The organism is Streptomyces sp. McG3 (genome assembly GCF_018619185.1).
Lineage (GTDB): Bacteria > Actinomycetota > Actinomycetes > Streptomycetales > Streptomycetaceae > Streptomyces.
Genome location: NZ_JAAXYC010000094.1, coordinates 1 through 26,173 on the forward strand (window position 1 = coordinate 1; position 26,173 = coordinate 26,173).

Genomic DNA, 26,173 nt, shown 5'->3' on the forward strand with positions numbered 1-26,173 from the left:
CCCTCGGCCTGCGCGGCCCGCCGCCCGCGGCCCGCCCCCCTTGGCCTGTGTGGGCCGACCGGACGCGGCCCGTGCGTGGGCCGACCGGACGCGGCCCGGCCCCGGGGGCCGCACGGCGCTTCAGCCGCTGCCGTCCGACCGGGCGAGGAAGTGCCCGACCAGCGAGGCCACCCGTTCCGGAGCCTGGAGGAGCATCGCGTGGGTGGCCGCGACGCCCTCCACCACGACCCCGGGCTCCCGGGCCGCCAGCGCGGCCAGATCCCGGTCCAGGCCCCGCCCGTACGCGGCCAGGAGGTCGTCCAGCCACTCCGGGCCCTGCGGCATCGACGGCTGTTCCAGGGCCCGGACCAGCAGCAGCGGGCAGCGCACGCGCCGGAACACCGCGAACAGGTCCAGTCCGTCCATCGCGTCCAGCATCTCCACGGCGCCCGGCAGCTCGGGCAGCAACTGCCACGCGCCACCCGGAAGTTCACGGGCGCTCGCCCGGCAGGCCGCCTCCGCCCGTACGCGGGGGATGCCGAGGCCGGCGCTGTACGCCACCTGGTCCGCCACATACCCGGCGGGCATCCGGGCTCCGGCCCCCGCCCGGGACATCGCCCCGATCTCCGCCGGCCGCCGGGCGGCCTCGTCCCCGGGCACCCCGGGGTACTGATCGGGCCGGCCCCATCCGAAGCCGTCCAGATCGACCGCGGCGGCCACCCGGTCCGGACGCGTCGCCGCGTACACCGCGGCCACCATGCCGCCCAGCGAGTGCCCCGCCACCGCCACCCCGTCCGTGGCTCCGGCCGCCGCCAGGGTGTCGTCCAGGTCGGCGCAGGCCTGCTCGAAGTCCCAGGAGCGAGCCGGTGCGCTGCGGCCGTGGCCCGGCAGGTCCACCGCGAGCACCCGGTGCCGCCCGGTCAGCCGCGGAGCGGTGGCGGCCCAGCCGGCCGAGGACCGTCCGGCGCCGTGCAGCAGCAGGAGAAGGCGCCCGCCGCCGCCGTGATCGTGGGTGTGCAGAACTGTCATACGGGCGACCGTAGGCGGCCGGAACTCCCACAAGATCATCTTCCGGAACGATGCGCACCGGGGGCCCGGGGCACGATAATGGATGTACGCCATCGGGTCCCCGCCGTCACGATGCGGGCATGACGACGAACCCGCCCGCAGCCACCGCCGCCGGTCGCACCGCCGCCCGACGCAGCCTCGAATCCCTCGCGCTCGGCGACGCGTTCGGGGAGCGCTGGTTCCCGCTCTTCCGTGAGCCCCGGCAGGCCGTGAACGAGATCCGGGCCCGCCGCACCCCGCCGGAGCCCCGCTGGCACTGGACCGACGACACGGCCCTGGCGCTCGCGCTGACCCGCTCCCTCGACGAGCACGGCCACGTCGACCAGGACCACCTGGCCCTCGCTTACGCCCTGGCCTTCGACGCCGACCAGGCCCGAGGCTACGGCCACGGCATGCACCTCCTGCTGCCCCGGCTGCTGGAGTCCCCGGCCGACTGGCGCACCCTGGCCCCCGGACTCTTCGACGGCGGCAGCCTCGGCAACGGCGCGGCCATGCGGGTCGCACCGCTCGGGGCCCGGTTCCACGATGACCTGGACCATGCCGCGGCACAGGCCGCGCTGTCGGCGGAGGTCACCCACGCCCACCCGGACGGCATCGCCGGCGCGGTGGCCGTCGCGGTGGCGGCGGCGCTCTCGGCGCGCGGCGAACTGACCCTGGACGCGGTGGCGGACCGTACGCCGGAAGGGCCGGTACGCGACGGAGTGCGGCGCGCCGCGCGGACGCCGTTCACCACGGAACCGTGGAAGGCCGCGGACCTCCTCGGCAACGGACAGCGCATCCGGGCCGAGGACACCGTGCCCTTCGCCCTGTGGACCGCCACCCGCCACGGGGACGACCTGGAGGCGGCGCTCTGGGCGACCGCGGAGGGCCTCGGCGACGTCGACACCACGTGCGCGATCACCGGGGGCGTGGTCGGGGCGGCGACGGGGACGGCCGGGGCGCCGGAGGACTGGCTGCGCAGGCGCGAGCCGTTGGGCTGAGGGAGTGGGCCGAGGAGCGGTCCGAGGGGATGTGAGGTGACGGGGTGAGGTGATGCGGCGAGGCGCTGGGCGGCCGGCTGCTCGGGGCCGATGCTCTCGACCTGATACCGATACCGGAAGCACCGAAATCCCGTTCGCAAACGTGTCGTACGGTGAGCGCATGACCACCCCGCCGCACCCGCCGCAGGGCCCGTACGGGCCGCCGTCCCCGCAGAACCCCTACGGCCAGAACCCTTACGGCGCGCCGCCGGCCGCCCCCGGGTCCGTGCCGCAGCAGCCGCCCTACGGCTACCCGCAGCAGCCCCCGGCGCCGCCCCAGCAGGGCGGCTGGGGCGGCGCCGGCATACCCGGCGGCCCGGGCGCGGCCGGCGGCTGGCCGCCCCAGGGTCCGCCGCCGCGCGGGAAGAAGACCGGACTCATCGTCGGGATCGCGGTCGGCGCCGTGGTGGTGGCGGGGGCGATCGTCTTCGGCGTCACCCAGCTCGCCGACCGGGGGACCGACCTGGCGTACCCGAAGGCGGAGTACCGGCTCCTCGTACAGCAGAAGCTCCTGGACGGCGAGTTCAGCCTGGGCCAGGACCTGTCGGAGACCGAGGGCAAGGAGATCGAGGACACTCCCGACCCCAGCATCCGGGACGCCGAGGCGGTCGTCGCGCACTACACGTCGGACAAGGGCGGCGCCCTGGTGCTCTCGGGGATGTACGGGCGGCTGGCCAGCCCCGGCTTCATGCGCGACAAGATCATGGAGGGGGCGGCGGAGGCCGACGGCGCGAAGCTCGTCGTGCCCGCCAAGAAGTTCACGCCCGAGGGGTACGACATCACGATCGAGTGCCAGGTCGTGCAGTCGAACGAGGCCGGCGGCGTCGCGAACATCCCCATGTGCGCCTGGGGCGACGACAACACCGCCGCGATGATCGCGGTGATCCGCCCGGAGAGCGTGCTCAAGGACGCCAAGTCCATCGACCTCGCCGCGGTCGCGGCGGAGACGGCCAAGGTCCGCGAGGAGGCCCGCAAGCCGATCGGCTGACCGGCGCCCGGCGGCCGGAGACCGGCGGCCGGAGACCGGCGGCCGGAGACCGGCGGCCGGAGACCGGCGGCCGGAGACCGGCGGCCGGAGACCAGAGACCGGCGGCCGGCGGCCGGAGCCGGGGGCCGGCCGCCCGCCCGTCAGCGCCCCCCGGCGGCGGGTGGCATCGGCGCGGCGGGCAGGGCGTCCTCCACCGCGCGGGCCGCGGCGAGCAGCCGGACGTCCGCGCCCCGCGCCGCCGCCAGTTGGAGCCCCACCGGGCAGCCGTCCCCGGTGAACCCGGCGGGCAGGCTGGCCGCAGGATGCCCGCTCAGGTTGAACGCCCAGGTCAGCGCCGTGGAGTAGTGGTCCCCCGGGCCCCCGTGGCCATGCGGCCGGTTCGGGGTGACCGGGGTCAGCAGCAGGGCCCCGCCGGCGAGCAGTGCCGCCAGCCGCTCGTCGTTCGTCCGCCGCACCCGCACCGCGTCCGGGTCGTCGGGCGAGCCGCCCCGTATCGCCGTCCAGGCCCCCACCGGGTCGAGCAGCACGGCCTCGCGCCCCAGCAGGCGTACGGTCCCCGCCGCGACGAGCCGGTCCACCGCCGCCCGCACGACGGCCGCCACCTCCGGGTCCACCTCCGCGTATCCGAGGTCCTCGCTGTACACGGCGGGCAGCGGCAGGGCGGGGGCAGCCACCGGTGCGTACCCGTCCAGCACCTGGCGCAGATACGGCTCCGCCGCGGCCGCCGACCGGGCCAGCACCCCGGCCGAGGCCAGCCCCGACCGGTCGGGGGAGGGGAGCAGCCCGTTCGTCGTCTTCAGCCCGAACACCCCGCACCAGGCTGCCGGTATGCGGACCGACCCGGCCCCGTCGCTGCCCGCCGCCAGCTCCGCCATCCCCGTCGCCACCGCGACCGCCGACCCGGCCGAGGAGCCGCCCGGGGTACGGTCCGCCCGCCACGGGTTGACCGTACGGCCGTGCGCGCCCAGGCCCCAGGTCTGCCAGTGGGTGCCGGGCCCGGGCACCGAGGTCGCGCCGACCGGGGAGCCGCCCGCCGCGATCAGCCGCCGGGCCGCGAAGGACCGGAACCCGGAGGGGCCTTTCACCGCGAACGGCAGCCCGCCCAGGGGGAGCCGGCACGCCACGGCCTCCCGCTCCCGGGCGAGCGCCCCGTCCGGCCAGACCTCGATGAACGCGTGCAGCGCCGGGTCCAGCCGGCCGATCCGCTCCAGGGCCCGCGCCACCGCGGAGGTCGTCCGAGTCATGGGCCCAGTCTGCCGGTGCGCCGCTGCGCGCGCCCCGGCTACTCCTCCAGCGCCGCCTCCATCACGGCACGGGCGATCGGGGCCGCGCTGCCGCCGCCGCTGATGTCGTCCCGGTCGGCGGAGGCGTCCTCCACGACCACCGCCACCGCGACGGCCGGGCGGCCGGAGTCGGGGGCCTGGGCCCAGGAGATGAACCAGGCGTACGGCAGACCGGAGTTGTCGACACCGTGCTGGGCGGTGCCGGTCTTGCCGCCGACCTTCACTCCGTCGATCGCCGCGTTCGCCCCGGTGCCGTTCTCCACCACGTCGACCATCATCCGCTGGAGCTGCACGGCCGTCGACGGGCTCATCGGCCGCTGTGACGGGTCGGAGCCCTGCTGCCGGACGGTGTCCCCGTCGTTGGTGGTGACCCGGTCCACCAGATGGGGGCGGCGAAGATCCCCGCCGTTGGCCACCGCCGACGCGACCATCGCCATCTGGAGCGGGGTCGCCGTCGTGTTGAACTGCCCGATCGAGGAGAGCGCGAGCTGGTCGTCGCTCATGTCCGTGTCGAAGTTGCTCCGCGCCACCCCGGACGGGACGCGCAGCCCGGTGTCGTTGAAGCCGAACCTCTCCGCCGCCTCCACCATCCCCTCCAGCCCGACCTCGACCCCGAGATGGGCCATCACCGTGTTGCAGGAGACCCGGATCGCGTCCGCCAGGGACGCCTGCTCGCAGCCTCGCGCCTCGTTCGGCAGGGTCGTCCTCGTACCGGGCAGGACGTAGGGCGAAGGGGTGTCCGTGGGTGCGTCGGCGTCCGTCACCACCCGGGCGTCCAGGGCCGCCGCCGCCGTCACGATCTTGAAGGTGGAGCCCGGCGGATAGGTCTGCCGGATGGCCCGGTTGAGCATCGGCAGACTCTTGGCCGCGTTCAGCCGGGCCCACGCGTCGGTCACCGCGGAACCGGTCCCCGACAGCCGCTCGGGGTCGTACGACGGCGTCGAGACCAGCGCCAGGATCGCGCCCGTCGACGGATCCAGCGCCACGACCGCCCCCCGCCGCCCGCTCAGCCCGTCGTACGCGGCCTGCTGCATCGACGCCCTGATCGTGGTGACGACATCGCCGCCCGGCTGCCGGCCCCGGGTGAACTCGTTCCAGAAGGGCAGCGGCGCCAGCAGGGAGTCCGTACCGGACAGGACGGAGTCCTCGGCGTTCTCGATGAGCGTCGTGCCGTACGTCTGCGAGGCGTATCCGGTCACCGGGGCGTACAGCGGGCCGTGCAGATAGGTGCGCTCGAAGCTGAGCTGCTCGCCGGTCTCCTTGCTGCCCGTCACGGGCCGGTCGCCGACCAGGATGTTGCCGCGCGGCTGGTCGTAACGGGCGATGGTGTTGCGGCGATTGGCCGGATTGTCGTCCAGTTCGTCGGCCTCGAAGACCTGGATCCGGGCCGCGTTGACGAGCAGCGCCACCAGCAGCAGCAGACAGAAGGCGGCGGCCCGCCGGATGTAGCGGATCACCGGTCCTCCTCCACGGCCGCGGCGATGACCCCGGTCTCGGCCTGCTCGGGGTGGGGTCTGCGCGAGACGTCGCTGACCCGGATCAGCAGCGCCACGATGATCCAGTTGGTGACGACCGACGAGCCGCCCTGGGCGAGGAACGGCATCGCCATCCCGGTCAGCGGGATCAGCCCCATCACCCCGCCCGCGATCACGAACACCTGGAGCGCCAGGATCGACGCCAGGCCGATGGCGAGCAGCCGCCCGAACGGGTCGCGCAGGGCGAGCCCGGCCCGGTAACCGCGCGCCACGAGCAGCGCGTAGAGCAGGAAGATCGCGGTCAGCCCGCTCAGGCCCAGCTCCTCGCCCGCGGTCGCCAGGATGAAGTCCGACTTGGCGGCGAACCCGATCAGGATGGACTGGCCCGCCCCGAGCCCGGTCCCGAGCATCCCGCCCGCGGCGAACGCGAACAGCGACTGGGCGAGCTGGCCCGGCCCCTGCCCCGCGTCGATCGAGGCGAACGGGTCCAGCCAGTCCTGCACCCGGCTGTGGACGTGCGGTTCGAAGGAGCCGACGACGAAGGCCCCGACGGCGGCCAGGAGCAGACCGACCGCGATCCAGCCGGTCCGGCCGGTCGCCACGTACAGCATGATGACGAAGAGCCCGAAGAACAGCAGCGAGGTGCCCAGATCGCGCTCCAGCACCAGCACCCCGACGCTCAGCAGCCAGATCGCCACGATCGGCCCGAGCACCCGGCCGGAGGGCAGTTGCAGCCTCCAGAACGTGCGGCCGGTGTAGGCCAGCGCGTTGCGGTTGGCGGCCAGATAGGCGGCGAAGAACACCGCGAGCAGGATCTTGGCGAACTCGCCCGGCTGGAAGGAAAGTCCGCCGATCCGGATCCAGATCTTCGCCCCGTTCACCGCCGGGAAGAAGATCGGCACGGTCATGAGGACGAGGGCCGAGGCCACCGAGAGATACGCGTACCGCTGGAGCACCCGGTGGTCGCGCAGCAGCACCACCACGGCCGCGAACAGCGCGACCCCGAGCGTGGACCAGACGAGCTGGGTGGGCGCGGCCTGGTCCCTCGGGGTCTCCAGGTCGAGCCGGTAGATCAGCACCAGGCCGAGCCCGTTGAGCAGGACCGCGATCGGCAGCAGCAGCGGATCGGCGTACGGGGCCCGGAAGCGGACCGCCGCATGGGCGAGCAGCGCGAGTGTGCCGAGCCCGGCGCCGTACCCGGCGACGTCGGGGGGCACGGTGCCGTCATGGGCGAGGCCGACCGCCGCGTAGCCGAGGACGGAGATCAGGACGCCCCCGACGAGGAGGGTGAGCTCCACCCCGCGCCGCTTGGGCAGGCGTAGCTCGGGCGGGGGAGCGTCCGCCGTCGTTGCGGTCATGCCCCGCAACGTAGCAAGAGGTGCGCGATATTTCCTTTATGTCACACCTTTCGCCACCCTTGCATGCCTTCCACGCCCGTCGCGCACGCGCCCGCCCGTGCAGCCGACGGCGACACGGCCGGGCTCCACGGGCGGGCGGATGTGCGGGTGACGCGAGGTCAGCACCACTTCGGCGCGGCGCCGATGTTCTCGATGTAGCGGGCCGAACCCCAGGCCCAGGTGCCGTCGGTCAGCAGGTACCAGCGGTTGTTGTTGTCGACGTTGTCGCCCTTGGTCTTGCAGAAGATGTTGACGATCTCGCCGTACTCGGCGGAGCCGACGACGCGGCTGCTGCGGGTCGGCTTGTCACGGAGCAACAGGTACGGCTTGGCGATGACGCGTCCCTTGTATGTCCGCTTCGGCGCCTGGGGCTTCGCCTGCCCCTGCTGCCGCGCCTCCTCGCGGGCCTGCTTCTGCTGCGCCTCGTGCTCGCGCTGCAGCGCCGAGGCGGAGAGCTCGTCGGACGTCGGGTCCGGAGCGGCGGCCTCCGCGCGCTGTCCGACGGGCTGGGGGTCGGCCGCCAGTGCGGCGGGAGCGGCGGCGGTGAGCGCCGCGAGCGTGCCGGTGGCGACGCAGAGGCCGAGCCGGCGGAGCCGCGAGGGGCGGGACAGGGGGGACATGCTGCCTCCATGCGATGAGGAAGGGACCGTGGGGGACACGAGCTGGGCTCGTGCTCGTCACGCTAAATTCGCCCCACACGGTCCGCAACGCGTCACGTTGCGTGAGGATGCCCGCGCGTTGAGCCGTCCGGGTCGTCCGTGGTGCCCCGACCCCCGTCACCACCGGGATTCCCGTCGGAATCACCGTCGTCGAGACGCACGTACTCCGGCAGGGTCATCCGGACCAGCGCCCCGCCGTCCGGCGGATTGCCGAAGTCCAGCCGGGCGCCGATGACCTGGGCCTGGCCGAGGGCGATGGTCAGCCCGAGGCCGTGCCCCTTGCCCGCGCCGTCCGTGCGGAACCGCTGTGGCCCGCCGTCCAGCAGATACGCCGGGAACCCCGGGCCGTGATCGCGTACGGAGACCACCGCGCCGTCCACGCTCAGCACCACCGGAGGCCGGCCGTGCCGATGGGCGTTGGCCACCAGATTGCCGATCACCCGCTCCAGACGCCGCCGGTCCGTCTCCACCCGGGCCGCGCCCGTCACCCGCACCTCGGTGTCGGTGCCCGACGCCCGGACGACCCGCTCCGCCAGCGGTGCGAGTTCGTGCACCGCGAGGTCGACCTCCTCGGTGCGGGCGTCGAGCCGGGAGATCTCCAGCAGGTCCTCCGTCAGCGCCCGCATCGCCCGCACCCGGTCGCGCACCAGCTCCGCCGGGCGGCCCGGCGGCAGCAGTTCGGCGGCGGCCGACAGACCGGTCAGGGGGGTGCGCAGCTCGTGCGCCACATCGGCGGTGAACCGCTGCTCGGTCTGGAGCTTGCGCTGGAGGGTCGAGGCCATGGTGTCGAGCGCGCCCGCCACGATCGCCACCTCGTCCTGGGCGCGGACCGGGCGCGCGGTCCGGGGGTCGTGCACCCGGGCGTCCAGATCGCCCGCGCTGATCCGGCGGGCCACCCGGGCGCTCTGGTGGAGTCTGCGGGTCACCCGGCCGACGGCGAACAGACCGACGAGCAGGGTCGCGGCGATGGCCAGCAGCGAGGAGCCGATGATCGCCCGGTCGAGGCCGCCGATCGTGCGGGCGCTGTGGCTGTAGTCCGTCCAGGTGGCGAGCGCCCGCCCGTCCGCCGGACCCGCCGCCCACATGGCGGGGCCGCTCCGCCCGTCCGGGTCGCCCGGCCGGTGCGGTCCGTCCGCGACGACGGTCCCCCGCTCGCCGTCCGCGGCCAGGGCCCGCAGCGAGGCGGGCAGGCCCGGCGGGTCGATGCCGGACCCCGGGGGCAGCGGCTCCCCGGCCTCGTACGCGTCGGTGACGACCTCCAGCCGGCTCAGCGTCTTCTCCCGGGCCTGTTCGACCGTCTGCCGGGTGACCGCCGTGTGCACCAGGAAGCCGAGGAGGGCCGCGAGGGTGCAGCACATGACGGTCAGGAAGACCGCGGACTTCCAGGTGAGGCTCGCGGTCCAGGAGGGCGAGCGGAACCCGCGCCGCCTCATCGTGTCCCCGCGGAGGGCGCGGAGGACTCCGGGGTGGGTTTCGGGGCCTTCCGGTGCTCGGGCGTCCGCAGGATCTCGTCCCGGGTGGGCAGCATCGCGCGCTGCCGGTCGTCCCAGGACCACGCGGTGCGGTACTCGTACCCCGGGATCACCGAAGGAGCCCGCATGATCAGGTCCCGGTCCGCCAGCTCCACGCTGATGACGGCGTCGTAGGTGGACATGATCCGGGTCAGCCGCCCCCCTTCCGGCATGTAGACGCGCACGGCGAGCTGCCGGTCGGGCATCCGGATGCCGAGCACCAGTTCGTCCCTGCCGTCACCGGTCAGGTCGCGGTAGTACGGCGCGAGGACCGGGCAGTCGTCCGGGGCGGTCCGGCACGCCTTGATCTGCCGGACCGTCCCGTCCGGCAGCTCGTCCAGACCGCTGTCCCGGTCCGTCTTCGCCTTTAGCCCGGCCTGCGCCACGGCCACCGGGTCCAGCCGCCGCACATCGCCGCCGGTCACCCGGATCCCCGGGATCCGCGCGGTCTCGCCCTCGCCGTAGTCGTACGGGGCGGCGGAGGCGGGCGGCAGGTCCGGCCAGAGGCTCTTCGGCTCCACGGCCGACGGTGCGTCCCCCGCGCTCTTCAGCCCGCCGGCCGCGCCGCAGCCGGACAGCAGGGTGAGCGCGGCGAGGGCGAACGCGGCGGTACGGGTCGCCGCCGGGACGCGGTGCGGGCGCACGGCTCGCCTCCTCTTCGACGACGGACGGCACAGCGGTCTCACACCCTAATCGGACGACCGTGCACAATGTCGACTTCGTACCCCTGTGTGACGTCGCGCGGCCCCGCGGTCATGGGAGACCACGGGGCCGGGGCGGCCGGAAGGGCCGCGGGTCCAGCACCGCTACTGGTCCCGCACCGCTACTGGTCCAGCACTGGTGCGGCTCAGCGCCGGTACGGGTTCAGCGCTGGTACGGGTTCTGCCCGGGAGGCGTGAAACCGGGCTGCTGCGGGGCCTGGCCGTGGGCGTTGCCGTCCTGCCCGGCCGCGGCCTGGGCGAGCAGCTGGTCCGCCTCCTCCCTGGGTATCTGCCGCTCCCCGCCGCAGAACGTGCACTGCGTGGCGTACTTCGTCGAGAACGGGAACAGCGGCACGAAGAACAGCGTGAACTTCGTGACCCGCTTGCGCAGGGTGTGCGCCGCCGGATTGCCGCACCAGCCGCACACCATCGTCAGGATGGCCAGCTGGTAGAGGTAGCCCTTGGTACCGAAAATGATCATGCCGTGGTTCCTTTCCCCGTCCCCCGGAGTGCCTGTCGGCACAGCGCCAGGAGCTTCTCGTCCTCGTGGATGTCATGACTGCCGTACCCGCCGTCCATCGCGTTGTGACGGCGTACGGAGGCGAGTTCGCTCCGCAGGACGTGTGCTGCGGCCGACCCCTCCGGGACCGGCCCCATCCGTGCCACGCATTCTGCCACCCGGACCCGCACATGACGGCTCCGCTCCCAGCCCGCGAGCAACGCCTCGACGGTCTCCTGCGACCGGCCCGACACCTCCCACAGCGCGATCGCCGCGTCGACCCGCAGCCACAGCTCCTCGTGCGCCAGCAGCCCGCGCAGCCGGGGCGCGACCACCGCGGCACGTGGCCCGAGGGACCCCAGCGCCACCGCCGCCGCCCGCCGCTCGTGCACCTGGGGCGACTGGAGGCCCTCGATCAGTGCCGGCAGCACCGCCTCTGCGTCCCCGGAGATCGCCCACAGCGCCTCGGCCGCCTCCGTCGCGGAGGCCGTCCCCGGCCGGCTGATCAGCGCCCGCAGTTCCGGGACGGCCTCCCGCGCCGCAGGCCCGAACGAACCCAGCGCCCGCAGCGCCGCCGTGCAGAGCCACTCGCCCCGGTAGCTCGGCGCCCCGCGCAGCACCCGCAGCACCTCGGGGGTCGCCTCGCCCGCCCGCAGCCCGGTCAGCCCCGCCAGCAGCGGGCTCGCCCGGTCGTAGGCCCCCTCGTCCAGCTCCACCTCCGCGAGCCTGCTCCGCAGCGCCCCGGCGAGCGGCTGGGCAGCCGCCCCCAGATGGCCCACCGCGAACCCCACGTCGTGCGCCACCCGCGGCCGCTCCAGCGCCGCCGCGAGCGCGGGCACCGCCCGGGCGTCGCCGAGGCGCGCCAGGGCCTTCACGGTGGAGCCGAGCCCGGGCGGACCGCTGGCCCAGGACTTCACCCAGTCCCCGGGACGGTCGGCCAGCCGGGCGGCCAGGGCGTCCGCGGCGGGCGCGGCGAGGCCGAACAACTCCTCCAGCACATGGGACGCGGCCTCGGCCAGCCGGGGCTCGGGGTCGGACAGCTGATCGCCGACGAGCGCCACCAGCTCCTCGTAGGGGCCGCGCCAGGCCCGTATCAGCCCGCCGCTCATCCGCACGGCGTCGATGCGCTGCCGGCGGTCGGGGCTGCGCAACTGGTCGGCGAGCAGCGCCGTGCGGTCGCCCACCCGGTCGTCGAGGCCGACGTGCAGGGTGCGCAGCAGATCCGCGGCCCAGGGAGTGCCGCGCCCGGCGTTCTCCTGCGCGGACAGCGACCGCAACTGCCCCACGAGCGTCGGCGTCGCGACCTGCTCGCCCCGACAGGTCTCCCCGGCGGCCACCGGCTCCGCGTCCACCGGCTCCGATTCCGGGTCCACCGGCTCCGCGTCCGGATCCGGCCCGTCCCCCTCCGCCGCGGAACCCTCCGGCGGGGAACGCATCTCGCGCAGCAGCCCCGAGACCACCGGCACCACATCGCCGGGCAGCCCGTCGGGCGAACAGCGCGCGAGCTGGGCCAGGGCCGCGAGCCGCAGCCCCGGGGAGTGCGCCCGCGAAGCCAGCCGGCCCAGCCACTCCGCGACCCGCCCCGCCAGCGGCCGGTGCCGCAGCGCGACCCGCCCGGCCGCCTCCACGAGGGCGAGCCGCACCTCCTCGTCGGGCTCCACCGGCAGCCGCTCCCGCAGCAGCGCGAGCACCCGCACGGGGTGCCGGTGCAGCGTGGCGAGCGCCAGCGGGGCCGCGAGCCGCACCCCGGGGTCCTCGTCGGCGATCAGCTCGAAGAACACCCCCGCGCCCGCGGTGACCGCCGCCGCCGCCATCGCGTAGTTCGCGGCGCCCTCGATCTCGTCCTCGTCGATCTCCGCCTCGTCGTCCTCGTCGAGGTCGAAGCCGCCGATGCTGGTGAGCAGTTCGACCACGCTGCCGCGGTCCTGCACCCCCGGGTCCACGGCCAGCTCGAACAGGAACGGGATACACGCGAGCGTGCACGCGTACACATCGCCCTGGTGGTGCACCGCGCCGTACATGCCGTCGAGCGCCGCCTCGCGCACCGCCGGATCCTCGGACGCGAGCCCCCGCAGGAGCTCCGGCACATCGTCGGCAGGCCCGTAGGCATGCTCCATCGAGGCCCAGTCGACCTCGTCGATCCCCGAGAACACGCCATCCCCTCCCCACGATCACGACAGCGCCCGGACCGGCGCGCCCCGTGGCACGCCCTGTCCGCCACACCCCTCCCGGCGCGCCCTGGAGAAAGCGCCTGCGCAGAGTGTGCACCACGGGTCCGACAATCCACCCGCCACTTGTGGCCTTTCCTCGCGCCGTAACCAGGTCATGACCCGGTCAAGACGATTCGGCTGTGGATTCCTGTGAACCGAGGGTCTTCACGCGGGCAGCGGACGCGCTTGTTCCGGGTCGTTCAGGGGGGCGAGCAGATCGCCGTGCCGGTCCAGCCGGGCGGCCATGTCCCCGGCCCGGAACACCAGGGCGTCCGCCTCCCGGCACTCCGTGATCTCGTCCCAGGTCACCGGGGCCGACACGGTGGGACCCGGCCCGGCGCGCAGGGTGTAGGGCGTGGCGGTCGTCTTCGCCGCCGCGTTCTGGCTGAAGTCGACGAAGACCTTGCCCGGCCGCAGGGCGCGCTTCATCCGGTGCAGGGCCAGCCCCGGAAGGGCCGCCTCCGCCTCCACGGCGAGCCGCTTCGCGTACGCGGACACCTCGCCGGACGGGGTCGGCTCCAGCGGGACCAGCAGATGCATCCCCTTGGACCCGGACGTCTTCCCGTACGCGGTCAGCCCGTCGGCCGCGAGGCGCTCCCGCAGCCAGAGCGCCACCGTGCAGCACTCGACGACGGTCGCGGGGGAGCCGGGGTCCAGGTCGAGGACCAGCCGGTCGGCGATCTCCGGCGCGTCCTCACGCCACTGCGGGGTGTGGAACTCCACCACCAGGTTGGCCGCCCACATCAGGGAGGCCAGATCCCGCACGACCACCTGCCGGGCACCCGGGTCCTCGCTCCGGGGAACCGCGGTGGTCCCCACCCAGGCGGGCGTACCGGGGGGCGGATTCTTGGTGAAAAAGACCTGGCCGTCCGGCCCGTCCGGGTAGCGGAGGAAGGACACGGGGCGGTCGCGCAGGTGGGGCAGGATCACGCTGCCCGCGGTGGCCGCGTAGTAGTGCAGGACCTCGCCCTTGGTCGTCCCGGTGGCCGGATACAGGACCTTGTCGAGATTGCTGAGCGAGACCCGTCGCCCCTCCACCTCGGTGATCGGCGTCATACGATAAGAATCACACGAAACCATGCCAAAGCGTCTCTAACGCCTCAAGGGGTGCTCAAGGGTCGGCAAGGGGTGAACGGTGAGGTCCATATGGAACGGCGCGATCTCCTTCGGGCTGGTCAGCATCCCGATCAAGCTGATCAACGCCACCGAGAACCACTCGATCAGCTTCCGGCAGATCCACCTCGCCGACGGTGGCCGGATCCGGTACCGCAAGGTCTGTGAACTGGACGGGGAGGAGGTCTCCGGCGCCGAGACAGGAAAGGCGTACGAGGACGCCGACGGCACGATGATCCCGATCACCGACGAGGATCTCGCCCAGCTCCCGCTGCCGACGGCGAAGACGATCGAGATCGTCGCCTTCGTGCCCGCCGACCGGATCGACCCCCTCCAGATGGAGGCGGCCTACTACCTCTCCGCCAACGGAGTCCCGGCCGCCAAGCCGTACACCCTGCTCCGCGAGGCCCTCAAGCGCAGCAAAAGGGTCGCCGTCGCCAAGTACGCCCTGCGCGGCCGCGAACGGCTCGGCATGCTCCGCGTCGTGGACGACGTGATCGCCCTGCACGGCCTCCTGTGGCCCGACGAGATCCGCCCCCCGCAGGACGCGGCCCCGGACGGCGACGTCACGGTCCGCGACGCCGAACTCGACCTGGCGGACACCCTGATGTCCACCCTCGGCGAGGTCGACATGGACAGCCTCCACGACGACTACCGGGAGGCGGTGGAGGAACTGGTCGCCGCCAAGGCCTCCGGCGAGAGCGTGCTCCCGGCCGAACCCGAGGACACCGGCGACGGCAAGGTCATCGACCTGATCGCGGCCCTGGAGAACAGCGTGCGGGCGGCCAGGAAATCCCGGACCGACGAGGGTGCGGGCGATGACGGCAGCGGTGGCGACATGGCCGACGTCCACCCCATCAAGAAGACGTCGTCGAAGGCGTCCGGGAAGACCGCGCGGACCACCGAAGCCGCGCAGTCCACCGAAGCCGCGCAGAAGACCACCCGCCGCACCCCGACCGGCAAGACGGTCACCCGCTCCGGAAGCTCCACGACGAACAAGTCCGCCCCCAAGTCCACCGGCGCGAAGAAGTCCACGGCGAAGAAGGCCACTTCGAAGAAGACCGCGGCGAAGAAGACCACCTCGAAGAAGACCGCGGCGAAGCAGCGGACGTCGTCGAGCGGCGGCACGGCGGCGAAGAAGACGGCGTCCTCCGGCAAACGCACCTCGGCCTGACGGGGACGTGGCCTGACGGGGACGTGGCCCGACGGGGGACGCGGCCCGGGGACGCCGCGGCCCGACGGCCCCTCGCGAACGGATCGCGGCCGATGGCCTGTTGGAATCCGGCAGTCCGTACGGCCCCGCCGTCGTCAGCCCCCGTACGCTACGGCCCATGAGCGCAGAGGCCCCCTCGGGACGGGTGATCGACGGCCGCTTCACGCTGGTGGAGCGGCTCGGCAGCGGTGGCATGGGCATGGTCTGGCGGGCCCGTGACGAGGCGCTCCACCGCGATGTCGCCCTCAAGGAGGTACGGCCCCCGGACCCGGCGCTCGCGGAGTACGACCCCGAGGGCGCCCGCACCCTGCGCGCCCGGGTGTTGCGCGAGGCCCGTGCCCTGGCCCGGGTCGACCATCCGAACGTGGTCACCGTCCACCACATCGTCGACCCCGGCGAGGACGGCTACCCGTGGATCGTGATGGAGCTGGTGGCCGGCTCCTCCCTGCACGACCGGCTCGCCCACGGGCCCATGGAACCCGCCGAGGCCGCCGAGCTGGGACGCGGCATCCTCTCCGCCCTCCGCGCCGCCCACGCCACCGGCATCCAGCACCGCGACGTCAAGCCCGCCAACGTGCTGCTGCGCCCCGACGGCCGCCCCGTCCTCACGGACTTCGGCATCGCCGCCATCCGCGAGTCGACCAGCCTCACCATGACGGGCGCCCTCATCGGCTCGCCCGACTACATAGCCCCCGAGCGGATCCGGGGCACCGAGGGCGACCCGTCCTCCGACCTCTGGTCGCTCGGCATGATGCTGTACGTGGCCGTCGAGGGCCGCCACCCGCTGCGCCGGGCCACCACCCTGGCCACGCTGGCCGCGGTGCTCGACGAGGAGATCCCGCCGCCGGTGCGGGCCGGATCCCTCACCCCGGTGCTGAACGCGCTCCTCACCAGGGACATCCCGGCCCGCCCGGACGCCGAGGCTCTCGACCGTCTGCTGGCAGAGGCCGCGCGCACGGGCGGGAGCCCCGCTCCGACGCCCACGGAGCCCGTACGGGAACGGCCCGCGTCCGCGCGGCCCGGGTCCGTGCACAGCTCGCCCACGCAGACGGCCGCCACGCCGCCGCCCTCCTCGGCCGCGGGCCCGGAGGACCGCGTCCCGACGGGCTACGGCTTCCCGCCCCCCGCTGCCACGCCCACGCCCGCACCGGGCGGCAAACCGTACCAGCAGCCCGCCACCGACCCCTACGACGCCCCGCACGAACGCGGCCGCCGCGTCGAGCGCCGGGTCTGGCGGATCAGCGCCGCGTCGTCCGTCGTCTCGGCCGCGGTGATCGCGGGCGCCATCCTCTGGACGGCCGACCCGTTCTCCTCCCGGGGCTCCGACAACGACGACCGCCCGCGCGACCGGGCGAGCGCCCCCCAGGTCTCCGCACCGGCGCCGGACCCGGTGGCCGACGACTCCGACGGGTCCGGTGACACCGGCGACACCGGGGAGGAGGCTCCGGAGACCGTGGACCTGCTGACCCCGGACGGGGCACGGGCGGCGATCAAGGCGATGAAGCCCCTCATGGGCGGGACGAAGGTCACCGACTTCACCCTCTACGGCGAGCACGCCTCCGCCGAGGCGCCGCTGAAGTCCAACGCCGCGCTGTACGACCGCTTCAGCTACCGCGACGGCCGGGCGAAGAACGACGACATGGGCGGCACCCTGATGTCCGGGTCCACGACGATCGACCTGAGCTCCGTCGACTGGGACGCGCTGCCCGCCCTGCTGAAGACGGCGGAGCAGACGCTCAACGTCGACGAGCCGGAGAGCCGTTACGTGATCGTGGACCCCTCGTCACCCTTCCACGACGACCGCCCGGTGCTGCGCGTCCACGTCTCCGACTCGCACGGCGGCGCCTTCCTCACCGCCGGACTGGACGGCCGGGTCATCGAGAGGAGCCCACGCCCCAAAGGCTGACCACCGGCTGGATCGGATCCGGAAGCTGCGGCAGGTCCAGGTCGAACGGGCTCCGCTCGATGACGTACGTGCAACTGGTGTAGGTGTAGCCCGGCTGGACCTTCGTCCCGGAGGAGTAGCTGTCCACGCCGGCGGTCGCGCCCGTGCCGTGCTTGTAGAGGAAGTGGTACTCCCCGGCGGGAAGCCGGAGCCGGGCCTCCGGGTAGTTCCTGCCGCTCGCCTTGCAGGCCCGCCGCGGGCCTTCGGACGCGCCGTACCGCTCGCAGCCGGCGCAGGCCTTCAGCGTGACGGTGCCGGTGACCGGACCGGTGTAGAGCACCTCGACCGCGTTCGGCGCGTCGTTGCTGATGACCAGCTCCATCCGGGAACCGCCGGGCCGCTTCGACGGCGGCAGCCGCTTGCCCGCGGCCGGCCGGTCGTCGGCGATCTCCGCGGCTATGGCGATGTTCCGCGCCTGCCGCACCCGCCCGTCGCTCCTGTACGTCCGCGCGAAATCCGTCAGCGTCGTGCGCGCGTCACCGAACTTCTCGTCCTCGAACTGGTCGACCCCACAGGCGTACACCCCGTCCACGACACCCTTGTCGGCATCGCCGCGCAGCGCCTTCACGCCCTCGGCGGGGAGGCCGGAAGCGGTGGCGCCGAGGCCCCGCAGCACCTCGGTGGCCGCACACGGCTCGGCCCCTTTCAACGCCGCGACCTGCTCCTTGATCCGCTTCCCGATCGCCGGCCCCACCTGCCGCGCGGACGCGGAACCGGGGAACGTGCGCAACAGCTCGCCCAGCTCCGTGCCGCCGCCGCCCGGCCCGCCCAGACGCGACACACCGCACCCGTACAACGACACGGCGAGCGGTTCGTCGGGCCACGCGGCGAGCGCGCCCAGCAGCTTCTCGTCCACCGAGTCCGGAAGCGTCCGCAGATAGGTCAACGGTGCGACGGCCTCACAGAGCCGCTTCTCGGCGTACGGGGCGGAGACGGCGTCGTAGTACGTCTTCAGGCGGTCCGGGACGAGCTTCGCGGCCCGGGAGCCGGGATGGTCCTCGCCGAGCGCCCGATAGGCGTCCAGCGCCCGCTCGTACTCGCCCCTCGCCGAGTCGAACGGCTGCCGCGAAGCCGCGGTGACCCGCTCGTCCCCGGCCGCCAGCCGGTCCAGCAGCATCTGCTCCCGCGCCTCGTCCCGCGCGGAGCCGTACACCACGGCGCCACCCGTCGGCACGGCCAGCAGCACCACGCCGAGCCCGACCGCCAGAACGGGCCGCCACGCCCCGCCCAGCGCAGAACGCCGGGCGATCCGCGCCCCGTCGGCGGCGGCGAGCACCAGCACGAGCGGATACCCGACGAGAACGCCCCCGGGCACCCCGTCCGGATCGGCCGGCAGCGCCACCCACAGCAGCACCGCCGTGGCCGCCCAGCACACCGCGGCCCGCACCCAGCGCCCCAACAGGGCGTAACCGAGACCGAGTCCCGTCAGATTGAGCAGTGCGGCGCCGGCCGCCCGCAGGGGCGCGCCGGGCGGCGGCGGCCCGACGGCAGGCGCGTGGGAGGGCGGCGGTGGCACAGGCCCGCCGAACCCGGCCCCGCCGGCTTCCTGCCCCGCGGCCCCGTACCGATCGTCGGACTCCATAACGGTCCCCCCACCGTCGAGCCTCACAAGTCTCCGGAAATCTGCCCGGATCCGTCCCGTTCCACGCACGATGTACGGCCCGATTCTTCGACCGTCCGCCGGCCGCCGGGTGCGGTCACATGGTGCTCGTGGAAGCGCGCGACGAGGCCGCACAAGGCCTGAAGATCCATCCAAAGAGTGAACAAGTCTGAATTGATTCGACAGAAGATCGATAGGGCTGGAAGATCAACCCGTCGCAGCTTCCCGAGCTCGGCGCCTTCCCTTCCGCACCTCGGCCGAGCCCCCCAACTCGGCCTGAAAAGAAAGTGATTCGGAGAGACATGTTCTCGATCGACCAATGGATGTGGTGAGCCCGCACGGCCTGACCGGCCCTGTCGGCAGAGGGTGAACGCAGACCCTCACTCGAACGGGACCGGCTGCCCGCACCGTCAGGCGCCGGTCCACTTCGTCTCCTCCCCAAGCAGCCGCCGCAGGCTCTCCGCCTCGGCCTCGGAGCCCAGGCTCCGGTACACCCCCTCCGCCCTCCGCGCGTACTCCGGGGCCAGGTCGCCCCGGCGCATCCGCAGCGCCGTACGCGCGAGTCCGGCCAGCGCCCGCGCCGCGGCGGGGCGGGAGCCGGTGCGCTCGGCCAGCTCCAGTGCCTGCTCGTACGCCTCCGCAGCCGGCTCCGGCCGGCCGGCCGCCTCGTGCGCGTCGGCGACGCCGAGCAGCGCCCGGGAGCGCTCGTAGGCGCTGTCGATGGCCCGGGCCACCTCCTCCGCCACCGTGAAGTGGAGCAACGCCTCACCGGAGTCGCCGTTCTCGGCGTACGCGGTGCCCATGCTGATCAGCGCGTTCGCCTCGCCCAGCGCGTCCCCCCGGGCCCGGTGGCTCTCCAGCGCCCTCCGGAAACCGTCCAGCGCCCGTGAGGTGTCCCCCATGGCCTGGTGCACCGCACCCATGTTGGTGTCCAGAATCGCCAGTTCCTGGGCTCCGCTGTGCAGCCGGGCCAGTACCCGCGACCTTTCGAGGTGGTCCCGGGCATGCTCGATGCGCCCCTGGAGATGGTGGATCTCGCCGATGTTGTTGAGTGCGCGGATCTGCCCCAGCAGATCGCCCGTCCCCTCGTGGATGTGCAGGGTGAGCCGCGCGCGGCCGAGCGCCTCGTCGTACCGGCCCTCGTAATACAGCGCCGCGCCCTCGACGTTGAGGCAGTCCGCCTCGCCGTGCAGGTCGCCCAGGCCGCGGTAGAGCGCCAGCGCCCGCGCCACCATGCGCAGCGCCGGGCCGGTGTGCCCGGCGGCCAGGTGCGCGCGGCTCGCCTGGAGCGAGCTGTCGGCACACCCCGCGGGGTCCTTCAGGTCCTGGAACAGGGTCAGCGCCTCGCCCGCGCAGCTCAGGGCCTCCCCGGGCCCCGTCTGCGCCAGCACCTCCGCCGCCTCCACCAGCGTCTGCGCCAGCGGCAGCGGGTTGCCCCGGGAGCGCAGCGCCTCCACGGCCGCGCCGTACAGCTCGTTGGTCACCGCCCAACTGCCCCAGAGCCTGAGCGAGGGGGCGAGCGCGTGCGGGAAGAGAGCCGCGCTGTCCCGGTCCTCCGCGGCCGCCGTGCGGGCGGCGGCCAGCAGGTTGGCCCGCTCGGCGTCCAGCCAGGCCGCCGCCTCCTGGGCGTCACCGAACTCGGCCGCGTACACCGACAGGTGCTCGGGCTCCAGGGCCCTGCGGCGCGGGTGCGTGAGGCGGTGGGCCCGGTGCGCGGAGGTGAGGCAGTATCCGAGGAGCCTGCCGACGGCGTCGCCGCGCGCCTCCTCCGGCTCCTCGGCGATCGACATGCGCAGTGCGAACGCCCGTGTGAGGTCGTGCAGTTGGTAGCGTCCGAGCACCGGCTCCGCCAGTAGATGGCAGTCCAGCAGCTCCTCTATGCTGCGCCGCACGCCCTCGGCCCCGCCACCCGGTCCGGGCCCGTTGCCCCGCCCCGACAGGGCGGCGGCCGCCGCAGCCGTGATGTCGGGCCCGGGATGCAGCGCGAGCAGGCGCAGTAATCGGCGCGTGCCGGACGTCAGCTCCGCGTACGAGAAGCGGAACGCCGAGACGAACACGTCCTCGTCGAGTTCGTCCAGCGGATCGCTCGACTGGGCCAGGCGCTCCAGGAGATGGCGCAGATCCCAGATCTCCCGGTGCCGGAAGCGGCCCGCGAGCAGCGTCGTGGCCAGCGGATGGCGGCCGCAGGCGTCCACCAGCAGCTCCAGGGCCTCCGGATCGCGGGAGGTGCGGGCCGTGCCCGCGATCCGGGTGAACAGGGCCGCCGCCTCCCGCGCCGACAGCGCGTCCACCGCGAGAGAGGCGGCCCCGTCCAGTGCGGAGAGCCGGTTGCGGCTCGTCACGATCGCCAGGCACCCGGCCGAACCGGGCAGCAGCGGGCGGACCTGGGCGGCGTCCCGCGCGTTGTCGAGCACCACCAGCACCCGGTTGCGCGAGGTCCACTCCCGCCACGCGGCCGCCCGCCCGTCGAGGGTGTCCGGCAGCACCCCGCTCTCCCCGGCGGCATGCAGCAGGAAGGCCAGCGCCTCGGCCGGGTCGAACGGCCGCCGCCCGCTGAACCCGTGCAGATCGACGTACAGCTGACCGGCCGGATAGTCCTCGGCCAGCCGGTGCGCGGCGTGCACCGCCAATGCCGTCTTGCCGATGCCGGGCATTCCGTGGAGCACGGCGACGGGCAGCGCGTACCCGTCGGCGCCGGCGATCCCCTCGCGCAGGAGCGTCAGCTCCCGGGTGCGGCCGGTGAAGTCCCGGGTGTCGCGGGGGAGACGGTCCTCACGGTGACGGCCTCCGCCCGGGGGCCCGTCAGCCCCAGGTCCTGTTCCAGGATCCGCTGGTGCAGCGCCCGCAGATCGGCCCCCGGCTCCATGCCGAGCCCCTCACGCAGGCGGGTGTGCGTCCTGCGGTAGAGCTCCAGCGCCTCGCTGTGCCGCCCGCTGCGGTGGAGTGCCAGCATCAGGGAGCCGACCACCCCCTCCGCCAGCGGGCTCTCCGCCGCCAACTCGCGCAGCTCGCCGATGAGATCGGCATGCCGCCCGAGCTCCAGCTCCAGCCGGATGCGCTCCTCCCGGACATGGCGGTGGTCCTCCATCAGCCGCGTACGCACCGAGGCCGCCCACTCGCCGGAGCTCTCGGTCAGCGGCTCGCCCCGCCACATGCTCTCCGCGGTCCGCAGCAGCCCGATCGCCCAGTCCGTGCGGCCCTGCTCCGCCGCCACCGCGGCCTCGGCGCGGAACCGCTGGAAGCGGACCAGGTCCAGATCGTTCCGGTCGCTCATCCGGAGCCGGTACAGCCGGGGCGGCATGTGGTCCAGCCGCACGAGCGGCCCCACCGCGTCCCGCAGGTTCCTCCGCAGCTTGGAGAGGTACGTCTGGAGTGTGGCCGCCCCCTTGGGCGGGGGCTCGTCGCCCCAGACCCGCTCCATCAGCGTGTCCACGGCGACCGGTTCCCCGCGCGCGTGTACCAGAACGGCGAGCACGCAGCGGTGTTTCACCGAACCGAGCATGTGCTGCTGGTCCCCGTGCCATAGTTCCAGAGGTCCCAGAGCAAGAAGGTCCATATCGCCCCCCGATGGGTGCGCCACTTCCTGCCGCCACCGGCAGCGTCCGCACGTCTGTGCGGAACAGTCCACTGTTCCCTGAGCCACCGGCCCGGACCAGAGCGCACGGGGGCGCGAGCGGGGCGCATGGCGCAGCGCTTTTCCGCGTACAGCTGGAACGCAGGATTCCTGCAAGCGGCCTGTCCACGTCCGTGGGCAGATGCGTCCCGGGCCGCCGTCAGCCGCGGCCTCCGCGGGCCTCCGGTCCGCGGCGACGGAAACGGGGACTGATCAGATGAGCCTGACCATGCCGGACGCGTACCGGCCCCTTGTACCGGTGCGCCTGGACGTCGAACGCTGGGCCACCCGGCGGACCCGCAGGAAGATCCTGGCCGTGGTGCACACCGTCACGGCGGGGCAGCGGCTGCTCGAAGCCGTACGGCTGCTGGAGGGCGACGCCCGGGTGCAGGTGTTCTTCACCCAGGCGCCCGACGTGTTCAGCCACGGGGTGGACCACTTCCTGGAACGGCTGGGCGGCCTGGTCCTGCCCTGGCACCAGGCGGTCCAGCTGCCGTTCGACCTGGCGGTGGCGGCCGCCCACGGCGGACTCCAGGAACTGCACGCCCCGGTGATCGTGCTGCCGCACGGCGTCGGGCACAACAAGCTGATCCCCGCCGGGCAGCGGGGCCGCCCGGTCGCCGGGCGGGGGATCTACGGACTCGACCGGCAATGGCTCATCCAGGACGGCCGGCTGGTGCCGGAATCGATCGTGCTGGCCCACCACGAGGACCTGACCCGCCTCGGCCGCGCGTGCCCCGAGGCGCTGCCCGCCGCCGAGGTGGTCGGCGACCCCTGCTCCGACCGGATCACGGCGAGCCTGCCGCAACGGGCCCTCTACCGCGACGCCCTGGGGGTCGGAGCACGCCAGCAACTGGTGACCGTCTGCTCCACCTGGGGGCCGGGCTCCCTCCTGGGCCGCCAGTGGGAGCTGCTGGAACGGCTGGTCGACGAGCTGCCCCGGGAGGATTTCCGGGTCGCGCTCCTGCTCCACCCGCACGTCTGGAACGCCCACGGCGAATGGCAGATCCGCAGCTGGCTCGCGGGGCTCGTGCGCTCCGGGCTCCTGGTGATCAGCCAGCACGCCGACTGGGTCGGGGCGCTGGTCGCCGCCGACCACATCGTCGGGGACCACGGCTCCGTCTCGCTGTACGGGGCGATGACCGGGGTGCCGGTCCTCATGGGCAACGTCCCCGACGGCGACCTGGACCCCGGCTCACCCGCCGCCGAACTGGCCTCCTTCGCCCCGCGGCTGCACGCCGACCGCCCCCTGGACCGCCAGCTCGCCCGTGCCGCCGCGGCCTACCGCGCGGAGCGGTACGTGCGGGTGACGGCCCGGATCACCTCGGAGCCGGGCCGGTTCGCCGTCAGGATGCGGGCCCTGATCTACCGCAAGCTCCGGCTGCGCGCCCCCGCCGTCCGGCCGCGTACCGACCACGCGCCGCTGCCGGTGACGGCGCGTCACGACACCTGGGGGTACGCCCGATGACCGCGACGACCGTACGGCTCACCGAGGACGCCCCGCAGCGCGGAGTCCACCGGACCGGAGCCGCCCTGGTGCACCCCGGCCGCCCGCTGCGGGTCGTCGACGAGCACCTGCGCGTCCGGCTCCCGGCCGCGCACCCGATGCCGCTGCTGGCGGACGTCCTGGTGGCGGAGCTCCCGTCCGGGGCGCGGTCGCCGTACGGGGGTCCCGCCCGGTACGCCGCCGAACTCGCCGACTGCCATCCCGGCGCCCTGGTGGTGGCCGTGTACCGGGGCCCGCGCTGCTGGCTGCTGCTCGGCGGCCGGCCACGGCTGCTGGTCCGCGGGCCGGGAGGGCCGGTGCAGCCCTGGGCGGTCTGGGCCTCGGTCGCCCACGTCTGGCTGGTGGCGGGCCTGGACCCGGCCGCGTTCGACCCCGCCGCCGTACGGGTCGTCAGGACCGTACGCGACTACGCGCCGGCCTCGCCCCGATCGTCACCGGACGGGCCCGGTTCCGGGGGCGCGGGCGGGGAGCCCTCCGTCTCCGGCGGATCCAGCGCACCGAGCCGGGCCGCCGCCCCGACGGCCTCCGCGGACCGCGACCGGCCGACGGAGCCGTACAGGGACACCGCCTCCTGGTAGTACTGCCGGGCCTGCCACGGCTGCCCGCGCCGCTCGGAGAGCCGAGCCAGGCCTCCGAGCACGTGGGCTGCCTCGAATCCGGCCGCTTCCGCCCGCAACGCGGACAGCGCCGCCGACAGCTCCGCCTCCGCCCGGTCGAGCCTGCCCAGACCCACGCAGGCCCGGCCGGTCAGGCCGGCGGCCCGCGCCGCGTTGTACGTGTCGCCGGCCGCCTCCAGAGTGAGGCGGGCGGCCTCGGCTTCGACGGCGGCGACCTCGTACCGCTCCTGGGCCAGGGCGATGTCGGCCAGATTGAACCGGGCCAGCGCACCGGCCCGGAGATCACCGTGGGCGGGCAGCTCGGCGGCGGCGCGGGCGAAGTACCCGGCCGCGCGGTCCTGCTGCCCGAGCCGCTGATGGGCCAGCCCCCGGTAGTTCAGCGTCCGGGCGTGCCCGAGGGCGTCACCGCGCTCCAGGAAGGAGGCGGCGGCCCGCTCGAACATGGCCAGCCCCTCGGCGTGCTCGCCGGTGGCGAGCCTCCCCAGGGCGCCGGAGGTCAGCATCCGGCAGGACGCCTCACCGTTCCCCGCCTCCTCGGCGGCCAGCAGCCCCTCCCGGTGCGCCTCGATCCACTCGCGGTACAGCTTGCGACGCGGGAACAGCGGCCACAACGCGTCGGTCAGCTGCCAGGCGAGCTCCGGAGCGCCCATCGGGCGCGCGAGACGGACCACCGCCATCAGGTTGGGCAGCTCCCGCTCCAGCCAGTCCAGCGCCGCTTCCGCCGCCGACTGTCCGCCGACGGGATCGAGGTCCTCCTTCGCGACGGACCCGGGCGCCGCGCCCCGCCCGAACTCCCGCTCCGGGCCGGCACGTCCGGGCTCGATGATCTCCTCGGCCCGGCCGGCGGCGGCGAGATAGTGATGGCCGATGCGGAGCAACGCGGCAGCCCGTTCGTCGCCGCTCTCGTCCTGAGCGGCCCGCGCGGCGGCGTGCAGCCGCACCAGATCGTGGAACCGGTAGCGCTCGCCGCCCGACGCCTCGGCGACGTCGACGAGCAGATTCGCGTCGTGCAACGCGTCGAGCGCCTCGACGGCGTCCCCGCCCAGCAGTGTCCGCGCCACCGGGGCGCCGAACTCCCTGCCCGGGTGGAGCCCCAGCAGCCGGTAGAGGCGGGCAGCCGTGGGCGGCAGGCCCTGGTAGGAGAGGTCCAGCGCCGCCCGCACGTCGTGGTCGCCCTCTATCGCCAGTGCCTCCAGCCGTTCGTGCTCCTCGGACAGGGCCCGGACCATCGCCGTGATGCCCTGCCGGGGGCGGGCCGCCAGCCGCGCCCCGGCGATGCGCACCGCGAGCGGCAGCCCCGCGCAGAGCAGGACGAGGGCCCGCGCCTCCTCGGGCTGGGCGGCGACCCGGCCGTCGGCGAGGGTCGCGTCGAGCAGCTCGACCGCCGCCTCGGGGGAGAGGGGCTCCAGATGGATCACATGGCCCCCGTCGAGGCTCAGCCCCGGCATCCTCCGACGGCTGGTCACCGCCGTCACGCACTGTCCCGCCGGTAACAGCGGCCGCACCTGGGCCGCGGTCGCCGCGTCGTCCAGCAGCACCACGAGCTGCCGGCCGGCCGTCAACGACCGGTAGAGCGCGACCCGTTCACCCAGCGCCCGAGGCACCTGGCCGCTCGGGACGCCCAGCGCCCGCAGGAACCTGGCCACGATCTCACCGGGGTCGGCGGGACCGTCCGGCGCCTGCGCGCCCAGATCGGCGTACAGCTGACCGCCGGGGAAGTGCGGGCGCAGGGTGTGCAGCCAGGCCAGCGCGACCGCGGTCTTCCCCACCCCGCCC

The 26,173-nt window shown here is 74.3% G+C and carries 19 protein-coding genes; 5 read left to right on the top strand and 14 right to left on the bottom strand.

The features are described from left to right. Positions 1-120 precede the first annotated feature (120 nt). Positions 121-1,008, bottom strand: a complete 888-nt coding sequence (locus HET64_RS17380; protein WP_215106575.1) for an alpha/beta fold hydrolase — start codon at positions 1,006-1,008, stop codon at positions 121-123. 119 nt (positions 1,009-1,127) lie between these two features. Here HET64_RS17380 and HET64_RS17385 point away from each other — a divergent pair, with 119 nt between their 5' ends. Next, positions 1,128-2,027 (top strand): ADP-ribosylglycohydrolase family protein, encoded by a 900-nt coding sequence (locus HET64_RS17385; protein WP_215106577.1) that lies wholly within the window; start codon positions 1,128-1,130, stop codon positions 2,025-2,027. Positions 2,028-2,187: 160 nt separating this feature from the next. Next, complete coding sequence (locus HET64_RS17390) at positions 2,188-3,054, top strand: hypothetical protein (protein WP_215106579.1); 867 nt, start codon at positions 2,188-2,190, stop codon at positions 3,052-3,054. A 140-nt stretch (positions 3,055-3,194) separates the two neighbouring features. On the opposite strand, the gene HET64_RS17395 is transcribed toward HET64_RS17390, so the two are convergent. From HET64_RS17395 to ligD, 9 genes are all read right to left on the bottom strand, one after another. Next, positions 3,195-4,298 (bottom strand): amidase, encoded by a 1,104-nt coding sequence (locus tag HET64_RS17395; RefSeq protein WP_215106581.1) that lies wholly within the window; start codon positions 4,296-4,298, stop codon positions 3,195-3,197. 38 nt (positions 4,299-4,336) lie between these two features. Then, a complete protein-coding gene (locus HET64_RS17400; protein WP_215106583.1) occupies positions 4,337-5,794 on the bottom strand; it encodes a penicillin-binding protein 2 in 1,458 nt (485 codons plus the stop codon). Next, positions 5,791-7,170 (bottom strand): FtsW/RodA/SpoVE family cell cycle protein, encoded by a 1,380-nt coding sequence (locus HET64_RS17405; RefSeq protein WP_215106585.1) that lies wholly within the window; start codon positions 7,168-7,170, stop codon positions 5,791-5,793. The genes HET64_RS17400 and HET64_RS17405 overlap by 4 nt, the downstream gene beginning before the upstream one ends. 158 nt (positions 7,171-7,328) lie before the next feature. Continuing rightward, a complete protein-coding gene (locus HET64_RS17410) occupies positions 7,329-7,829 on the bottom strand; it encodes an SH3 domain-containing protein (protein WP_215106587.1) in 501 nt (166 codons plus the stop codon). A 92-nt stretch (positions 7,830-7,921) separates the two neighbouring features. Next, positions 7,922-9,301 carry a HAMP domain-containing sensor histidine kinase gene (locus HET64_RS17415; RefSeq protein ID WP_215106589.1) on the bottom strand — a complete coding sequence of 460 codons (1,380 nt, stop codon included), beginning with the start codon at positions 9,299-9,301 and terminating at the stop codon, positions 7,922-7,924. After that, positions 9,298-10,023, bottom strand: a complete 726-nt coding sequence (locus tag HET64_RS17420) for a hypothetical protein (RefSeq protein ID WP_215106591.1) — start codon at positions 10,021-10,023, stop codon at positions 9,298-9,300. The genes HET64_RS17415 and HET64_RS17420 overlap by 4 nt, the downstream gene beginning before the upstream one ends. Before the next feature lie 220 nt (positions 10,024-10,243). Beyond that, positions 10,244-10,561: a zinc-ribbon domain-containing protein gene (locus tag HET64_RS17425; RefSeq protein ID WP_215106593.1), complete on the bottom strand. Its 318-nt coding sequence runs from the start codon at positions 10,559-10,561 to the stop codon at positions 10,244-10,246. Continuing rightward, the gene (locus HET64_RS17430; protein ID WP_215106595.1) at positions 10,558-12,732 is read right to left on the bottom strand and encodes a HEAT repeat domain-containing protein; all 2,175 of its coding nucleotides are present in this window, start codon (positions 12,730-12,732) and stop codon (positions 10,558-10,560) included. Before HET64_RS17430 ends, HET64_RS17425 begins: the two co-directional genes overlap by 4 nt. Before the next feature lie 222 nt (positions 12,733-12,954). Next, complete coding sequence (ligD, locus tag HET64_RS17435; RefSeq protein ID WP_215106597.1) at positions 12,955-13,845, bottom strand: non-homologous end-joining DNA ligase; 891 nt, start codon at positions 13,843-13,845, stop codon at positions 12,955-12,957. A gap of 79 nt (positions 13,846-13,924) precedes the next feature. Here ligD and HET64_RS17440 point away from each other — a divergent pair, with 79 nt between their 5' ends. Both HET64_RS17440 and HET64_RS17445 read left to right on the top strand, forming a co-directional pair. After that, positions 13,925-15,076: a Ku protein gene (locus tag HET64_RS17440; protein WP_215106599.1), complete on the top strand. Its 1,152-nt coding sequence runs from the start codon at positions 13,925-13,927 to the stop codon at positions 15,074-15,076. 157 nt (positions 15,077-15,233) lie between these two features. Beyond that, entirely contained in the window at positions 15,234-17,021 is a 1,788-nt protein-coding gene (locus tag HET64_RS17445; RefSeq protein ID WP_251145457.1) for a serine/threonine-protein kinase, read from the top strand. Here HET64_RS17445 and HET64_RS17450 read toward each other — a convergent pair. From HET64_RS17450 to HET64_RS39660, 3 genes are all read right to left on the bottom strand, one after another. Then, the gene (locus HET64_RS17450) at positions 16,990-18,642 is read right to left on the bottom strand and encodes a hypothetical protein (RefSeq protein ID WP_251145458.1); all 1,653 of its coding nucleotides are present in this window, start codon (positions 18,640-18,642) and stop codon (positions 16,990-16,992) included. The genes HET64_RS17445 and HET64_RS17450 overlap by 32 nt on opposite strands. A gap of 428 nt (positions 18,643-19,070) precedes the next feature. Further along, the gene (locus HET64_RS17455) at positions 19,071-21,314 is read right to left on the bottom strand and encodes a tetratricopeptide repeat protein (RefSeq protein WP_285801883.1); all 2,244 of its coding nucleotides are present in this window, start codon (positions 21,312-21,314) and stop codon (positions 19,071-19,073) included. A 65-nt stretch (positions 21,315-21,379) separates the two neighbouring features. Further along, positions 21,380-22,216: an AfsR/SARP family transcriptional regulator gene (locus HET64_RS39660; protein ID WP_285801884.1), complete on the bottom strand. Its 837-nt coding sequence runs from the start codon at positions 22,214-22,216 to the stop codon at positions 21,380-21,382. Positions 22,217-22,490: 274 nt separating this feature from the next. Between HET64_RS39660 and HET64_RS17460 the strand changes: the two genes are divergently transcribed. Continuing rightward, a complete protein-coding gene (locus HET64_RS17460; protein ID WP_215106601.1) occupies positions 22,491-23,741 on the top strand; it encodes a hypothetical protein in 1,251 nt (416 codons plus the stop codon). Between the two features lie 445 nt (positions 23,742-24,186). Here the strand turns inward: HET64_RS17460 and HET64_RS17465 are convergent. Then, positions 24,187-26,173: NB-ARC domain-containing protein (locus tag HET64_RS17465; protein WP_215106603.1), on the bottom strand; the 1,987-nt coding region annotated here is incomplete at its 5' end.

Bases quoted from the DNA above. Each gene is read 5' to 3' on its own strand.
- HET64_RS17380 (WP_215106575.1), bottom strand. From the start codon at position 1,008: ATGACAGTTCTGCACACCCACGATCACGGCGGCGGCGGGCGCCTTCTC.
- HET64_RS17385 (WP_215106577.1), top strand. From the start codon at position 1,128: ATGACGACGAACCCGCCCGCAGCCACCGCCGCCGGTCGCACCGCCGCC.
- HET64_RS17390 (WP_215106579.1), top strand. From the start codon at position 2,188: ATGACCACCCCGCCGCACCCGCCGCAGGGCCCGTACGGGCCGCCGTCC.
- HET64_RS17395 (WP_215106581.1), bottom strand. From the start codon at position 4,298: ATGACTCGGACGACCTCCGCGGTGGCGCGGGCCCTGGAGCGGATCGGC.
- HET64_RS17405 (WP_215106585.1), bottom strand. From the start codon at position 7,170: ATGACCGCAACGACGGCGGACGCTCCCCCGCCCGAGCTACGCCTGCCC.
- HET64_RS17410 (WP_215106587.1), bottom strand. From the start codon at position 7,829: ATGTCCCCCCTGTCCCGCCCCTCGCGGCTCCGCCGGCTCGGCCTCTGC.
- HET64_RS17415 (WP_215106589.1), bottom strand. From the start codon at position 9,301: ATGAGGCGGCGCGGGTTCCGCTCGCCCTCCTGGACCGCGAGCCTCACC.
- HET64_RS17425 (WP_215106593.1), bottom strand. From the start codon at position 10,561: ATGATCATTTTCGGTACCAAGGGCTACCTCTACCAGCTGGCCATCCTG.
- ligD (WP_215106597.1), bottom strand. From the start codon at position 13,845: ATGACGCCGATCACCGAGGTGGAGGGGCGACGGGTCTCGCTCAGCAAT.
- HET64_RS17445 (WP_251145457.1), top strand. From the start codon at position 15,234: ATGAGCGCAGAGGCCCCCTCGGGACGGGTGATCGACGGCCGCTTCACG.
- HET64_RS17450 (WP_251145458.1), bottom strand. From the start codon at position 18,642: ATGGAGTCCGACGATCGGTACGGGGCCGCGGGGCAGGAAGCCGGCGGG.
- HET64_RS17455 (WP_285801883.1), bottom strand. From the start codon at position 21,314: ATGCCCGGCATCGGCAAGACGGCATTGGCGGTGCACGCCGCGCACCGG.
- HET64_RS39660 (WP_285801884.1), bottom strand. From the start codon at position 22,216: ATGGACCTTCTTGCTCTGGGACCTCTGGAACTATGGCACGGGGACCAG.
- HET64_RS17460 (WP_215106601.1), top strand. From the start codon at position 22,491: ATGAGCCTGACCATGCCGGACGCGTACCGGCCCCTTGTACCGGTGCGC.